12 protein-coding genes are annotated in these 14,576 nt (G+C 60.4%); 1 reads left to right on the top strand and 11 read right to left on the bottom strand.

Annotated elements, in window-relative coordinates; translation table 11 throughout:
• Nucleotides 1-46 precede the first annotated feature (46 nt).
• A complete protein-coding gene (locus tag HM1_RS03160; RefSeq protein WP_012281835.1) occupies nt 47-1,357 on the bottom strand; it encodes a globin-coupled sensor protein in 1,311 nt (436 codons plus the stop codon).
• A gap of 349 nt (nt 1,358-1,706) precedes the next feature.
• Between HM1_RS03160 and HM1_RS03165 the strand changes: the two genes are divergently transcribed.
• A complete protein-coding gene (locus tag HM1_RS03165; RefSeq protein ID WP_012281836.1) occupies nt 1,707-2,336 on the top strand; it encodes a redox-sensing transcriptional repressor Rex in 630 nt (209 codons plus the stop codon).
• A gap of 55 nt (nt 2,337-2,391) precedes the next feature.
• Here the strand turns inward: HM1_RS03165 and HM1_RS03170 are convergent, their stop codons facing one another.
• The 10 genes from HM1_RS03170 to hpf form a co-directional block, all read right to left on the bottom strand.
• A complete protein-coding gene (locus tag HM1_RS03170) occupies nt 2,392-3,669 on the bottom strand; it encodes a PDZ domain-containing protein (protein WP_012281837.1) in 1,278 nt (425 codons plus the stop codon).
• Nucleotides 3,670-3,812: 143 nt separating this feature from the next.
• Entirely contained in the window at nt 3,813-4,985 is a 1,173-nt protein-coding gene (locus HM1_RS03175) for a S41 family peptidase (RefSeq protein WP_012281838.1), read from the bottom strand.
• 73 nt (nt 4,986-5,058) lie between these two features.
• Nucleotides 5,059-6,234: a murein hydrolase activator EnvC family protein gene (locus HM1_RS03180; protein ID WP_012281839.1), complete on the bottom strand. Its 1,176-nt coding sequence runs from the start codon at nt 6,232-6,234 to the stop codon at nt 5,059-5,061.
• Nucleotides 6,235-6,275: 41 nt separating this feature from the next.
• The gene (ftsX, locus tag HM1_RS03185; RefSeq protein WP_012281840.1) at nt 6,276-7,157 is read right to left on the bottom strand and encodes a permease-like cell division protein FtsX; all 882 of its coding nucleotides are present in this window, start codon (nt 7,155-7,157) and stop codon (nt 6,276-6,278) included.
• The gene (gene ftsE, locus HM1_RS03190; RefSeq protein WP_012281841.1) at nt 7,154-7,852 is read right to left on the bottom strand and encodes a cell division ATP-binding protein FtsE; all 699 of its coding nucleotides are present in this window, start codon (nt 7,850-7,852) and stop codon (nt 7,154-7,156) included. Before ftsE ends, ftsX begins: the two co-directional genes overlap by 4 nt.
• Nucleotides 7,853-7,957: 105 nt before the next feature.
• Complete coding sequence (locus tag HM1_RS03195; RefSeq protein ID WP_041313211.1) at nt 7,958-8,902, bottom strand: transketolase family protein; 945 nt, start codon at nt 8,900-8,902, stop codon at nt 7,958-7,960.
• Nucleotides 8,903-8,912: 10 nt separating this feature from the next.
• Nucleotides 8,913-9,731 (bottom strand): transketolase, encoded by an 819-nt coding sequence (locus tag HM1_RS03200; protein WP_012281843.1) that lies wholly within the window; start codon nt 9,729-9,731, stop codon nt 8,913-8,915.
• 229 nt (nt 9,732-9,960) lie between these two features.
• A protein-coding gene (gene prfB / locus HM1_RS03205) for a peptide chain release factor 2 (RefSeq protein WP_148207069.1) occupies nt 9,961-11,074 on the bottom strand; the annotation gives its coding sequence in 2 pieces (ribosomal slippage) (nt 9,961-11,004 and nt 11,006-11,074; 1,113 coding nt in all).
• A 122-nt stretch (nt 11,075-11,196) separates the two neighbouring features.
• On the bottom strand, nt 11,197-13,728 hold the full coding sequence (secA, locus tag HM1_RS03210; protein ID WP_012281845.1) for a preprotein translocase subunit SecA: 2,532 nt from the start codon (nt 13,726-13,728) through the stop codon (nt 11,197-11,199).
• Nucleotides 13,729-13,969: 241 nt separating this feature from the next.
• Nucleotides 13,970-14,494 (bottom strand): ribosome hibernation-promoting factor, HPF/YfiA family, encoded by a 525-nt coding sequence (gene hpf / locus HM1_RS03215; protein WP_012281846.1) that lies wholly within the window; start codon nt 14,492-14,494, stop codon nt 13,970-13,972.
• Between the last annotated feature and the right edge of the window lie 82 nt (nt 14,495-14,576).

Here is a 14,576-nt window from a genome sequence, read left to right on the forward strand (position 1 = left end):
TTCCACCGAAACTGTTGAATCGTTTCCACCGAGGCAGTTGGCTCGTCTACTGTTTGATTTCCTGGGCCATCATCGCCAGTTCCTCTGCCGAGTGGGCCACTGACTCAGATGCGTTTTCGATCTCATGGGCCGTCGTGCTGAGCGTGACAACCTCATCGGAAATCTGCCGCATCTGTTCCTGATTGAGGGCGATCGACTGGATGATCTGGGAAAAGCCCTGGACCACCTTGTCTACCAGTTCATTGACACGCTCCATCGATTTGGCGTTCTGCTCCATCGACCCGCTCACATCAGCCGTATGGTGGCGCGACTGCTGGATCATCTCGGCGATCTCTTTCACCGACTGCTCCGAGCTGCCCGCCAGCTTCTTCACTTCCTGGGCGACGACGTTGAAGCCGCGGCCCTGTTCCCCGGCTCGGGCCGATTCGATGGCGGCGTTCAACGCCAACAGGTTGGTCTGAGAGGCGATGCCCTGGATGACCTCGGCGATGGAGGAGATCTTCTCGGAGCTCACATCGAGGGCGGCGATCTTCTGCTTCATATCCAGCATCAGTTGGGAAAGCTCTCGGATGGCTTGAACAGCCTCCTTCAGTTGTCCTTCGCCGCCTTTGGCCAGGGTGACGACCTCGGCGGAGTGCTTGGCCGCCTCGGTCACGTTCCGGGTGATCCGTTCCACCGACGTGGACATGTGCGCTGCCGAAGCGGCTGTCTCCTCCGCCGTGGCGGCCAGGCTCTGGCTGGCGTCGTTGACCTGCTGCTGCAGCGATGTCAGGTCGTTCAGGATCCTCTCCAACTCTTCTTTCTTTGACAAACCGGATGTGTAGCTCTCGATATAGCTGCTCATGGCCAGTTGCTGATCCAGGTTGGTGATCGTCAACAGCGCCGTCACCGCTTGTTTGGCCCGTTCCTTGTCCTTGTAGGCGTCCATGATTTTGGGGATCAAGAAGTTGTAGTGCAATTGGTAAGCTGATGTAAACCAATAGGGCGGCAGGGCGATGCGGTCATGGGCCTTGCCGATCTTGTAGCGCTCGAACACATAGTTGTCATCGATCTTCATCGGCGCCAGGCTGAGGATATAGTTCCGCATGGTCTTTTTCAGCCGGTCGACGGTGGTGGTGCGGTCGATAAACTCGCGCATCTCCGCCATGGCGCCGAGGTGGCCGTAGAAGGCCTCCACGGCCGCATCAACGTTCTGTTCCAGGATGGGCCTGATTTCCTGCAGGAGTTCCAACTGCTCAGGCGTCAGCTTGATGAAACGGACAGACAGTTGAAAGGAAGGATCTTGCAGCGAGATCGTCGGTTTCGGTCCCCTGTAGGGGCGGGGCTCTGATTCATCTGCCGATTTGCGCCAAAACATATGAGAACCCTCCTCGTATGTTCAATGAAACAAGTCAGTGAAAACAAAGAATGCCCGTCATTAAGGCAACAAGCCGGTAACGGCCATGCCACCAGGCGGCTGAAGGCAACTCCGCTTAGCCGTAGCTTTTCGCGATCTTCTCTCGGATTCCTGCAACCGACCGCCCCTCGTGATAAAATATCGCCTTTTCGTGACCATTCTCCAAAACGCTTGAGATGAGGGAATGATCGACTTTTTTATCAAAGATGCGCAGGCGCTGCGGGATGCGCTATCCTCGGCATTTTATTTGTATTATACTAAAGATATGAAGCTAGACCTAGAAGTATAAACGCTAGCGGAGGTTTCCCAGATGAAAATGTTGAAGATCCCTGAACCGACCGTAGTCCGGCTCTCTCTCTACTCTCGTTTTTTGAACCAGGCGAGCAGCAAAGGCATTGACATAATCTCCTCCGACGAGATCGGCGCCGCCGTCGGCATCCCGTCGGCCCAAGTCCGCAAGGATCTCTCCTATTTCGGTGAGTTCGGCATCCGCGGCGTCGGCTACCGCGTCCGGGAACTCTGTTCCCAGGTGGATAAACTCCTCTGTGTCAACCAGACCTGGCCGGTCATCATCATCGGCGCCGGTCACCTGGGCTTGGCCATGTCCGGGTACAGGGGGCTGCAGGATCGCGGCTTCGACGTGATCGCCCTCTTCGACGCCAACCCGGCCAAGCAAGGCGAGCTGCCCAACGGCCTGTCCGTCCTGCCCATGGAGAGATTGGCCGAGACGGTGCGGGAGAAGGATATCCGCATCGGCATCATCACCGTCCCCGCCGACGCGGCCCAGCAGGTGGCCGAAGCGCTCATTGCGGCGGGCATCACCGCCATCATCAACTTCGCGCCCACGGTCCTCAACGTCCCGCCCGAGGTGAAGGTCCGCAACATCGACTTGACGGTAAACCTGGAGGTGCTCAGCTTCAACCTAGGGATGCGGGGATAATCGAACCTTTCGCGAGCCGGCATCGTTTTCGACACGGTGCCGGTTTTGTTTTAAACTACCTCCTCCCTCGCCACAGCCCCAGCAACCACGCCAGCGGCCTCGCCAATATCCCCCCCGTCTCCAACTTCACCAACGGTGGCTCTTCCGGATCAGGCGCGGCGATCAGGCCGAGCGGCTCCTTCCAGCCCTTGACGACACTCCCCCGCTTCCATACAGTCCCCTGCCCGCCAGGCAGGTACTCCACATCCACATCGCTGGGCGACCAGGACAGGGCGATGGCCATATCCCGCTTAGACAAGACCGTCATGCCGTTGATCCGCCCCACCACGTCGCCGGCGCGCAGGCCGAGGCGGTCTGCCGGCGATCCGGCGCCGATGTCGAGGACCCGCAGCCCTCGCAGGGAAGGGGTGAAGATCGGCACTCCCTTCATCTCCCGCCGCCGGCTCCAGAGGATCAGCGCCTCATGGCCGAGGGGGCCGAAGAGCGCCGGGAGGGCGGCCAGAGCCGGGACGTTAGAGGCGACGACAGCCAGGGCGAGCAGGATGGCGCTGTAGAGAGCGAGGTGCGCCGCCGAGCGGCGGGCGTGCGCCGCCGGCAAGCGGGTGACGGCCAGGTCGCCGTAGCCGAGAAGGGCGACGATGGGCAAGGGAAAGAGGACGGCGATCTCCTTGGCCGCGTCGTAGTCGAAGGGGGGCTGCGCGATCAGCGGCCACCAGTCCGGCGTGGCGATCTCCTGCCAGGGCAGTCCGCTATCTACAGGGACCGGCAGCAGGGTCAGCACCAGCAGCGGGATGGGCCAGAAACTCTGCAGGTTGAAGGCACCTACCGTCATCCCCTTGCGGTGGGCGATAAAGACAGGCAGGCGGCTCAGGTGGCCCGAGAGGTAGATCAGCAAAGCTTCCACCAGGTGCAAGATGGCGACGAGCCCCATGATCTGCGCTGCGCTGACCTCACGCCAGCCCATGAACAAGGCGGCTAGGGAGATCAAGCCGCCCGCGTAGGCGTAGCACATGTAGCGCACGTTGATCAGGGCCAGCAGCAGCGCCACTGGCAGGAGGTAGATAAAGCCGGCCGCCACGATGGTGATCCCGAAAAAGAGCATCAGCAATGAGCCGAAAAAACCGGCGATGACGCCGTAGACGGCCGAGTAGAGGACGGGCCGCCACCAGCCCTCCCGTTCCAATTGGAACAACTCCGCTTTCAACCGGCTCTGGCGCCGGTAGAGGAGGGCAATGATGAAAAGGAATACCCAAAAAGACGGGTATTCCTGCGGTTGCAAGAGGAGGACTTCCATCGCCTCCAGGACCAGTCGGATCAGATCCCAAGGTGCCATCGGGGTGATCGCCAACCTTTAGTTTTTTGTGAAAAGCCCTTTTCATCATCGCTTGCGACCTGACGGGGTCAGGAACGTTGTGTTGAACCGATCATCACACAGACAAAGCGGCAGCGCTCCGCCGCGGCATCAGTCATGAACGATTATCTCATCATCGTTCGAAGCGTTTCCAGGCCTTTGTCGAACTGCACATCGGCTTCCTCCCCGCCGTGGGCAGAGGCGCCGTTCGCTTTTTCCGCTTCCACCTTCACATCAGGCTCGATGCCGATCTTGTGGATGTCGTTACCTTTCGGCGTCAGGTACTTGGCCGTCGTCAGTTTGACGCCGGCGCCGCCGCTCAGTTCGATCAGGGACTGGACGACACCCTTGCCGAAGGTCTTCGTCCCCACGAGGGCGCCGGTGCCGCTGTCTTTGATGGCGCCGGCGACAATCTCCGAGGCGCTGGCCGAGCCGCCGTTGATCAGCACTACGACGGGGATGTTGATGTACTCGCGCGTCGTCTCGTAGTTTTCGCTGCGGCCTTCACGATCGACCACCGAGACGACCCGCCCTTTGGGAACGAAGTGGGAAGCGATGTTGACGGCCGCCCGCAGTTCACCGCCGGGGTTGTCGCGCAGATCCATGATGATCCCTTTAACTTTTTTATCCTTAAAGTCCTGGATCGCCCGGTCTACCTCGCTGGAGGCGGTCATGTTGAACTGACTGATGCGCAGGACGCCCACATGGCTGTCTTTTTTGGCGATCTCGGCGGTGACCACGGGGATATTGACCTTTTCTCGGTTGATCTTGAATTCAAGGAGGCTCTTGGAGGCTTCCCGGAAGACGGTCAGGTTCACCTCCGTCCCTTCCGGTCCCTTGATCTTCGATACGGCCACATCGACATCCATGTCGGCCACGTCTTCGCCGTTGACCTTGACGATCACATCGCCAGACTTGAGGCCGGCCCGCTCGGCCGGACCGCCTTTGATCGGCGACACGACGACCATCTGGTTCGTGTCTTTTTTGTTGATATAGACACCGATCCCGGTGAAGGCGCCTTCGATCTGCTCAGTGAGGTGCTTGTATTCCTTCGGTTCCATATAGACCGAGTAGGGATCTTTTAAGGCGGCCACCATGCCCTTCATGGCGCCGTTGACCAGGTCGTTGACTGACACCGGTTCGAGGTATTCCGTGGTCACCAGCCGGACGACCTTGATCAGATTGCCCACGTTCTGGGCGTCGCCCAGCGCAGCCATGGCCAGGGAACCGGTCAGGAGGAGGCTGCTGAGGAGGACGAGAACAATAAAGAGGATAGGGCCACTTCGACGACCGGCCAATGCGTTCAACCACCTTACATGTTTTTCCGCTTCTCTCCACTCTATTCGCATGGACGGCCTTTTATGCAGGGAATCAGCCGCCGATGTAGGGCATGGGGTTGGTATGGTTTCCGTTGACGCGGACTTCAAAGTGCAGGTGCGGTCCCGTGCTCCAACCGGTCGAGCCGACCTGCCCGATGATATCGCCCTTCTGCACCGTCTGGCCGTCGCTCACATTGATCACCGACATGTGGCCGTAGAGGGTGGCCGTTCCGCCGCCATGGTCGATGATCACCGTGTTGCCATAGGCGCCGTAGTAGCCGGCCATAGCGACGACGCCCGTCTGGGCGGCATGGATCGGCGTGCCCGTGGGAGCCGGGAAGTCGACGCCCGTGTGAAAACGCGCCTTCTTCAAGACGGGGTGGATGCGGTTGCCGTAGGGGGACGAGACTGCGGTGTTGTTGGGCACGGGGTGGGCCATCGGGCCGCTGCCCATCTTGGGCCGGTTCTGCTTCATCTGCAGGGAGCGGATGACGGCCTCCAGCTGGCGAGAGGCCGCTTCCTCTTCATCGAGCATCCGCTCGATCGATTCCTTTTCATTGACCACCTGGGCGAGCACCTGCTGGGTCTCCTGGGCCTGCTGGGCCAGGAGCACCTTCTGGGCCGCCGTCTGTTCCCGCAGCTGGGCCAGTTCGGCGCGCCGCCTCTCCAGTTCGGCCTTGCGCTCCGCGATCCGCTTCTCCTCAGCCTCAATCTTCGCGATCAAGCGGGCGTCGCTCTCGACGATCTTTTCCATGAGGTCCATGCGGGTTAAAAAGTCGGTGAAACTGCTCGCTTGCAGGATCACATCGAGGTAGGAGACGCTGCCATTGATGTACATATCCTTCAGGCGCGTCTTCAAGGCCTCGGTCTGGGACGCCTGGCGCTTCTGGGCGTCGGCGATCTCTCTTTCCGCCGTCCCGATGCGCCCCTCCACATCCTTCACCTTGCGGTTCAGGTCGTAGAGCGCCACCTCCGTCCGGTTCATCTCGCTTTTGACTGCTGCCAATTTTCCCAACACGCCCTGATGCTGTCGCTCTTTTTCCTTCAGTTCGCGCCGGGTTTTTTCGATCATGCTCCGCACTTCGTCCAGTTCCTGTTGCTTGCTCTGCAGTTCATCGGCCACGGCCGCATTCAGGGGAAACAGGCGGACGCCGGGCGTCGCGATGCCCAGCAGAAGGGCGGTCGCCAGCCCGGCCGACAAGCCGCGGATAAGCAGGCGCTGTCGCATCGGTTCTCTCCTTCCCGTTTTCGACAATTTCCGTGAGAAGCCTATACCTTCAAAAACTTGCGCAAGGAGATGCTGCTGCCCAGGGCGCCGATGAAGACGCCTGAGGCCAAGAGGATCTGGCTGATGGTCAGCAAAAAGCCGCTATCGGCCCGCAGGGGGACAAAGGGCAGTGATGTGCGCACATATTCGGCCACAGGCGTATACAGTGCGTAGACCAAGACGATGGCTAACAGAGAGCCGATCAGCCCCAAGAAGGTGCCTTCCAGCAAAAAGGGCCAGCGAATGAACCAGTTGGTGGCGCCGACGAATTTCATGATGTTGATCTCGCGGCGGCGGGCGAAGACGGTCAAGCGGATCGTCGTCGAGATCAGGAAGACGGCGGCCAGGCCGATCAGGCCCATCACCGACAGTCCGACGATACGCACCCACTGGGTCAGCCGGAGCAGCCGCTCTACGACGCCCTGGCCGTATTTGACCAGTTCCACCCCGGGAATCTTGCCGAATTCGTCGGCGAGGGAAGCCACATCGTTGGGATCCTTCGCCTTCACCCGAAACTGATCCGGGAAGGGGTTGTCTTCCCCGAGGGCGCGCAACAGCTCCGGCCGCACCTGCTTGCGCATGGCGGACATGGCTTCCTGTTTTGAGACAAAGATCACCTCGGCCACGCGGCTGTTGCCGCGCAGCCTGTCGGCCACGGCCTGGGTCTGCTTGGCGTCGATGTCGTTTTTCAGGGACAAGACGATCTCCAGATCCGACTCGATGGCAGCGGCGGCGTAGTGGCTGTTCATCACCAGCAGCAGGGAGATGCCGAGGATCAAGAGGGAGATGGCCACCGTCGAGATCGAGGCGACGCTCATCCAGCCGTTTTGCCACATGGAACGGAAGGCTTCCCGGAAGAAGTAGCCGAAGGTCTGCACTTTCATCGGGGCAACCCCCGCTCCTGCTCATAACTGCCCCGTTCCTCGTCGCGGACAATGCGGCCGCCCTCGATGGCGATGACCCGTTTGCGCATGCTGTCGACGATGTCTTTGGCGTGGGTGGCCATGATGATGGTGGTGCCGCGACGGTTGATCTCCAGCAAAAGGTTCATGATCTCCTGGGCCGTCTCCGGGTCCAGGTTACCTGTCGGCTCATCGGCGATGATCAGCATGGGGTCGTTGACGATGGCCCGGGCGATGGAGACGCGCTGCTGCTCGCCGCCGGAGAGCTGATTCGGCAGCAGGTCAGATTTTTTGCCGAGGCCCACCATTTCGAGCACCTGGGGCACCCGCTGGCGGATGCGCTTCGACGACGCTTCGACGATCTCCATGGCGAAGGCCACATTGTCATAGACGCTCTTATTGGGGAGCAGGCGAAAGTCCTGGAAGACGACGCCGATCTGGCGGCGCAGGTAGGGAACCTCCGACTCGCGCATGCGCACGAGAGACCGGCCGTCAAAGAGGATCTGGCCGCGCGTCGGCACCTCTTCCCGGAAGATCAGCTTGATAAAGGTCGATTTCCCTGCACCCGAAGGGCCGACGAGAAAGACGAAGCTCCCCTTCTGTATGCGAACGTTTACGTCAACAAGCGCCTGTACCCCATTGGCATAGGTCTTTGAGACGTTAAACATCTGTATCATAAAAACAACAACCCCCATCGGGAGGTTGTTCGACAAAAAAGCGTCATATCCTCTTTCGGGTTACGCTTTTCGCCCAAAAAGGGATAAATTCCCACCGGTATTCGCCTATCCTTTCCGCGCCATCGCCCGCCGGGCGGCGTCGGCGACAGCTTCGGCCGTCAGGCCATACTTCTTCAGCAGCAGATCCGGTTTGCCCGACTCGCCGAAGGTATCTTTGAGACCGACCCGCTCCAGGGGAACGGGCTGCCCTTCGCCGAGGACTTCGGCGACAGCCGAGCCTAGGCCGCCGATGACGGAGTGCTCCTCCGCCGTGACGACGCAACCGGTCCGAACAGCAGAATCCAGGATCGACTCGGCGTCGATGGGCTTGATCGTGTGGATGTTCAGCACCTCCGCCTCGATCGCCTCGGCGGCCAGCGCTGCCGCCGCCTCCAGGGCGATGCTGACCATGAGGCCCGTAGCGATGAGGGAGACATCCCTCCCCTGGCGCAGGGTGACGGCTTTGCCGGGGGTGAATCGATAGCTCTCTTCATCGTTGATGACCGGCACGCCCAGGCGGCCCAGGCGGATGTAGACAGGGCCCTCGTGCTCAGCGGCCCAGCGGATGGCCCCTTCCGTCTCGGGGCCGTCGGCCGGCACGATGACAGTCATGTTAGGCAGCACCCGCATGAGGGCGATATCCTCCACCGTCTGGTGGGAGGCGCCGTCTTCGCCGACGGTGATGCCGGCGTGGGTGGCGGCGATCTTCACGTTCAGCTTCGGGTAGGCGATGGAGTTGCGGATCTGTTCAAAAGCCCGTCCGGTGGCGAACATGGCGAAGGTGCTGGCGAAGGGGATCTTGCCGACAGCAGCCAACCCGGCGGCGGTCCCCATCAGGTTCTGCTCGGCGATGCCCATGTCGAAGAAGCGTTCCGGGTAGACTTTGGCAAAGTCGATGGTCTTTGTCGATTTGGCCAGGTCGGCGTCGAGGACGACCAGGTCGGCCTTCTCCCCGCCCAATCGGGCCAAGGCGCGCCCGTAGGCGTCACGGGTGGCGATCTTTTTCATCAGGCTGCCTCCCTCACTGTAATTCTTTCAGGGCGATGGCGGCTTCTTCGGCGTTGGGCGCCGTGCCGTGCCAGCCGACCTGGTCTTCCATGAAGGAAACGCCCTTGCCCTTGACTGTGTGGGCGACGATGCAGGTGGGACGTCCCGTCGCGGCTTTCGCCCTTTCGATGGCCTCCAGGATGGCCGGCATGGCATGGCCGTCGATCTCGATGACGTTCCAGCCGAAGGCCCGAAACTTATCGACGATAGGGTAGCTGGACATGACCTCTTTGACAGGGCCGTCGATCTGCAGGCCGTTGTCGTCGATGAAGATGGCCAGCTTGTCAAGCTTATAGTGGGCGGCGGCCATGGCGGCCTCCCAGACCTGGCCCTCCTGCAGTTCCCCGTCGCCGAGGAGCGCCCAGACGCGGGCGTCTTTTTTATCGAGGCGCAGGCCCAGAGCCATGCCGACGGCGGCGGACAAGCCCTGACCGAGCGAACCTGTCGACATGTCGACGCCGGGCACTTTTTTCATGTCCGGGTGCCCTTGCAGGAAGTGGCCCGTCTGGCGCAACCCCTTCAGTTCCTCTGCAGGGAAAAAGCCGCGCTCCGCCAAGGCGGCGTACAGGACGGGGGCGGCATGGCCCTTGCCTAAGACAAAGCGGTCCCGGTCGGGCCACCGGGGGTTCTGGGGATCGATGCGCATCTCTTTGAAAAACAGCGCCGTCACCATATCGGCTGCCGAGAGGGATCCGCCGGGATGGCCGCTGCCGGCTGCGTGGGTCATGGCGATGATGTGACGGCGGATCTGCCTGGCTGTCGCTTCCAGGCGCTGTATGATGGCTTCACTCATCTGCGATACTCCCTTCTGACAATCCTGACAAGCAAATCGCGATTGCAAGCAATCTCGACAATATTCTGCACCATTTGAGCCAAATCCTGCGTCCTTTGGCACGAAAAAACGAAAAAGGCATGAACTTTACGCACGAATAAGAAAAGCCCGCCTCCGCTCCGGAGACAGGGCTTTTCGCACCTTGCTGTGAGTATGGATGGGGAGGGATCTGCGCCCGGGCCGATCTGCCTTACAGCCTGTTATCTTGTTTCGTCGACCAGACCAGATAGGCCGAGATGAACTCGTCCAGTTCGCCGTCCATGACGGCATGAACATTGCCCACCTCGGTGTTGGTCCGATGGTCCTTGACCAGGTTGTAAGGGTGAAAGACGTAGGAGCGGATCTGGCTGCCGAAGGCGATGTCCTGCTGGTCGCCCTTCAACCGGTTGACCTCGGCCTCCTGCTCCTGCCGCTGGCGTTCGAAGAGCTTCGCCTGCAGCATGCGCATGGCCGTGGCCCGGTTCTGGATCTGGGAGCGCTCGCTCTGGCAGGCAACCACGATCCCGGTGGGGATATGGGTGATGCGGACAGCCGACTCAGTCTTGTTGACGTGCTGACCGCCGGCGCCGCCGGCACGGAAGGTGTCCACCTTCAGGTCTTCCGGACGGATCTGAATCTCGGCGCCGTCGCTGACCTCGGGCAGCACCTCCAATGAGGCGAAGGAGGTATGGCGGCGGCCCGAGGAATCGAAGGGAGAGATGCGCACCAGGCGGTGGACGCCCATCTCGCCTTTCAGGTAGCCGTAGGCGTTCTCGCCGACCACAGAGAGGGTGGCCGATTTTATCCCCGCCTCATCGCCGGGGAGGGAGTCGAGGAGTTCCACCTTATAGCCCCGCTTCTCGCCCCAGCGGATGTACATGCGCAGGAGCATCTCGTTCCAGTCCATCGCTTCAGTGCCGCCGGCGCCGGCATGGAGGGTGAGCAGGGCGTTGTTGCGATCATAGGGGCCGTTGAGCAGCAGTTCCAGATGCCAGCGGTCCAGTTCGGCCGTGATCGTCTGGATCCCTGCCTCGATCTCAGCCAGGATTTCGGCGTCGTTCTCCTCGGCGCCCAACTCGCGCAGGACGCAGAGGTCTTCCCATTGGCTGCGCAGATCCCGGTAGGCCTTGACCTTGTCCTTCAGACCCGTCAGTTCCTGCATCGTCTTCTGGGCTCGTTCCGTATCGTCCCAAAAGCCGGGTTCCTGGATCATCTGCTCCAGTTCGGCGATGCGTTCCTCTTTGACCGCCAGGTCAAAGTGAATCCCTCAGTTCGTCCAGCCGGGTCTCCAGGAGCCCCAGCTCTCGTTTCACTTCGCTAAACACGGGAAATCGTTCCTTTCGCGACGATGATGTCCTGTTGTGATGATGTCCTGTTATTTCGAGGTTAGCATCTCAGTAAATCAAGTTGTATTGGCTCCGGCCGCTAAGGGCTGCGCAGGCTTACCTTACCCTTTAACCCCGCAGCACTTCTTGTACTTCTTGCCGCTGCCGCAGGGACAGGGGTCGTTGCGGCCGACGCGAGGTTCCGCTTTGACCGGCTGTTTGGGCAGGGAGTCGTCGGAACGGTTTTCGACGGCATTTTTGAGCACCGTCTCCGCTTCTGCTTCTGCTTCTGCTTCCTGTTTTTCCTCCTCTGCCTGAGCCACCACGACGTTCACCCGGAACATGTAGCGCAGGAACTCCTCCTGGACGCTGGCGATCATCTCCTGGAACATGCTGTAGGCCTCATACTTGTACTCCACAAGGGGGTCTTTCTGGCCGTAAGCGCGCAGGCCGATGCCGTGGCGCAGGTGGTCCATGGCGTCCAGGTGGTCCATCCAGTGGGAGTCGACGACGCGCAGGAGGATGATCCGCTCCAGCTCGCGAATCGTCTCCAGGCCCAGCTCCTGCTCGCGCTGACTGTACCGCTCCTGGGCCTTTTCCTGGAAGAAAGCAATGACCTCTTCCTTCTCCATCTCATGGAGATCCTCTGCGGTGACGGCGATCTGGAAGGTCTCCTCGGCATAGGCGAGCATAGCCGGCAGGTCCCAGTTCTCCACATACTTCTCTTCGCCGGCGAAGCGGTTGACCATGTTTTCAACGAGGGTGTCGATGAAATCGAAGACGGTGTCGCGCAGGTTTTCCCCGTTGAGCACCTTTTTGCGCTGGTCGTAGATGACCTCCCGCTGCTGGTTCATCACGTCGTCATACTGGAGGACGTGTTTGCGGATATCGAAGTTGCGGGCCTCGACGCGGCGCTGGGCGTTCTCGATGGCCCTCGTGATCATGCCCGACTCGATGGGCATCGAGTCGTCCATGCCCAGGCGGTCCATCACCCCCTGGATGTTTTCGGCGCCGAAGAGGCGCATCAGGTCGTCTTCAAGCGAGACATAGAAACGGGTCTGGCCGGGGTCGCCCTGGCGACCGGAACGGCCGCGGAGCTGGTTATCGATGCGGCGAGCTTCGTGGCGCTCGGTGCCGATGACGTAGAGGCCGCCCAGCTCGGCGACGCCTTCGCCGAGGATGATGTCCGTCCCCCGTCCGGCCATGTTGGTGGCGATAGTGACCATGCCCCGCTGGCCGGCATTTTTGACGATCTCCGCTTCTTTCTCGTGGTGCTTGGCGTTCAACACCTGGTGAGGGACGCCGCGCCGCTTCAGCTTGTCAGAGAGCTGCTCCGATTTTTCGATCGATACAGTGCCGACGAGGACCGGTTGGCCGCGGCGGAAAGATTGGACGATCTCTTCGACGACGGCGTTGAATTTGCCCTCTTCAGTCCGGTAGACCACATCGGGCAGGTCCTTCCGCTGCATTGGCTTGTTCGTGGGGATCTGGACGACATCCATCTTGTAAATCTGCATGAACTCGGGCTCTTCCGTTTTGGCCGTACCGGTCATGCCGGAGAGCTTGTCGTACATGCGGAAGTAGTTCTGCAGGGTGATGGTGGCCAGCGTCTGCGATTCGTTCTGGATTTCCAAGCCTTCTTTGGCTTCGATGGCCTGATGCAGCCCTTCCGAGTAGCGGCGGCCGAACATGAGGCGGCCCGTGAACTCATCGACGATGATGACCTCGCCGTCTTTGACGACATAATCGCGGTCGCGCCGCATCAGGGCATGGGCCTTCAGGCCTTGGTTGACATGGTGGGCCCAGTCCAGGGAATCGGCCAGGTTGTCAATGCCGAGCATCTTCTCCACCCGGCTGACGCCCTCTTCGGTCAGCACGACCGAGTGGGCCTTCTCGTCGACCTTGTAATCGACATCTTTCGTCAGGCGCGGGATGATCCGGGCGACGGCGTAGTATTTTTCCGTCGGCTTATTCGCCTGACCTGAGATGATCAACGGCGTCCGCGCTTCGTCGATGAGGATCGAGTCCACCTCGTCGACGATGGCGTAGTGCAATTCCCGCTGCACCATGTGCTGGGGCTGGATGACCATGTTGTCGCGCAGGTAGTCGAAGCCGAACTCGTTGTTCGTGCCGTAGGTGATGTCGGCGGCATAGGCCTCACGGCGCTCGGCGAAATCAAGGCCGTGAATGATGAGGCCCACCTGAAGGCCGAGGAAACGGTGGATCCGGCCCATCCACTCGGCATCCCGCTTGGCCAGGTAGTCGTTGACGGTGACTACATGGACGCCGCGACCGGTCAAGGCATTCAGGTAGGACGGGAGCGTCGCCACCAACGTCTTCCCTTCGCCGGTCCGCATCTCGGCGATCCGCCCTTGGTGAAGGACCATCCCGCCGATCAACTGCACATCGAAGTGGCGCATGCCCAGCACCCGCCGGGAGGCTTCGCGAACGGTGGCGAAGGCTTCGGGGAGCAGGTCATCCAAACTCTCCCCGTTTTCCAGCCGTTGACGGAACTCGACGGTTTTGTGCTGCAGGTCGGCGTCGCTGAGCCGCTGCCATTCCGGTTCCATGCTGTTGATCCGATCGACAGTCTTCTGCAACCGGCGGATATCCCGGGCATTGTCGTCCAGGAGGTTTTTCAAAAAGCCAAACAAGAAAATGACCCCTTTCAGATATCCGACAGGCCGGCGCCTCCTAAGCATTCCCACCAAGCGCCGTCCTATCGGGCCGTTTCCGATTCGCTCGTAAACAGTACTATTGTAGCATCGGGAGGTCCGGCGATGCAATGGAAGGCGCACGGGCCCATGAAAAAGGGCGCCTTGCAGGCGCCTCAGTTGGCATTCGGTTAGGTTATCGGCACGGGGAGTGGTTCTGTGCCCTTTCATCCGGGATCGGTCAGTCGAACTCCGGTTCGATCAGGCCGTAGTTGCCATCCTTGCGCAGGTAGACTACGTTGACCTGCTCCGTTTCGGCGTTGGAGAAGACGAAAAAGCTGTGGCCGATCAGGTTCATCTGCATGATCGCTTCATCGACGGGCATCGGCTTCAAAGCAAATCGCTTGGAACGGACCACTCGAGGCTCTGTGGCGCCGTTCTTCTCTGCAGCGGCAAATTCCTTGAACCCCTGCCCTTTCAGGCGCCGGGACAGTTTCGTTTTATAGGCGTCGACCTGTTTTTCCAGTTTTTCAAAGACCAGATCGATGGCGGCATACATATCGGGATGGGATTCTTCGGCCCGCAGGAGCAGGTCGCCTGCCGGAACGGTCACCTCCACCTTGGCCATGTCCCCTTCGACAGCCAGAGTCGTCCGGGCGCCACCGATGTTGTGGAAGTACTTCTCCAGCTTGGACAGACGTTTGACCACATACTCCTTCAGGGCGTTGGTGACCTCGATGTTTTTGCCACGAACTTGGATGTTCATTCAACATCATCTCCTTCTCGTTGTGGCCGGTTCTTATCGGTACTATTCCCCGGAGAACACTGAAAATCCTGCCCTTATAAGC

It is taken from the genome of Heliomicrobium modesticaldum Ice1 (genome assembly GCF_000019165.1).
Classification (GTDB): domain Bacteria; phylum Bacillota; class Desulfitobacteriia; order Heliobacteriales; family Heliobacteriaceae; genus Heliomicrobium; species Heliomicrobium modesticaldum.

What these genes read in the sequence shown, in the direction of transcription:
- hpf (WP_012281846.1), bottom strand. Translation starts at nt 14,494, where the DNA reads ATGAACATCCAAGTTCGTGGCAAAAACATCGAGGTCACCAACGCCCTG.
- HM1_RS03170 (WP_012281837.1), bottom strand. Translation starts at nt 3,669, where the DNA reads ATGGCACCTTGGGATCTGATCCGACTGGTCCTGGAGGCGATGGAAGTC.
- ftsE (WP_012281841.1), bottom strand. Translation starts at nt 7,852, where the DNA reads ATGATACAGATGTTTAACGTCTCAAAGACCTATGCCAATGGGGTACAG.
- HM1_RS03160 (WP_012281835.1), bottom strand. Translation starts at nt 1,357, where the DNA reads ATGTTTTGGCGCAAATCGGCAGATGAATCAGAGCCCCGCCCCTACAGG.
- ftsX (WP_012281840.1), bottom strand. Translation starts at nt 7,157, where the DNA reads ATGAAAGTGCAGACCTTCGGCTACTTCTTCCGGGAAGCCTTCCGTTCC.
- HM1_RS03180 (WP_012281839.1), bottom strand. Translation starts at nt 6,234, where the DNA reads ATGCGACAGCGCCTGCTTATCCGCGGCTTGTCGGCCGGGCTGGCGACC.
- HM1_RS03200 (WP_012281843.1), bottom strand. Translation starts at nt 9,731, where the DNA reads ATGAGTGAAGCCATCATACAGCGCCTGGAAGCGACAGCCAGGCAGATC.
- HM1_RS03165 (WP_012281836.1), top strand. Translation starts at nt 1,707, where the DNA reads ATGAAAATGTTGAAGATCCCTGAACCGACCGTAGTCCGGCTCTCTCTC.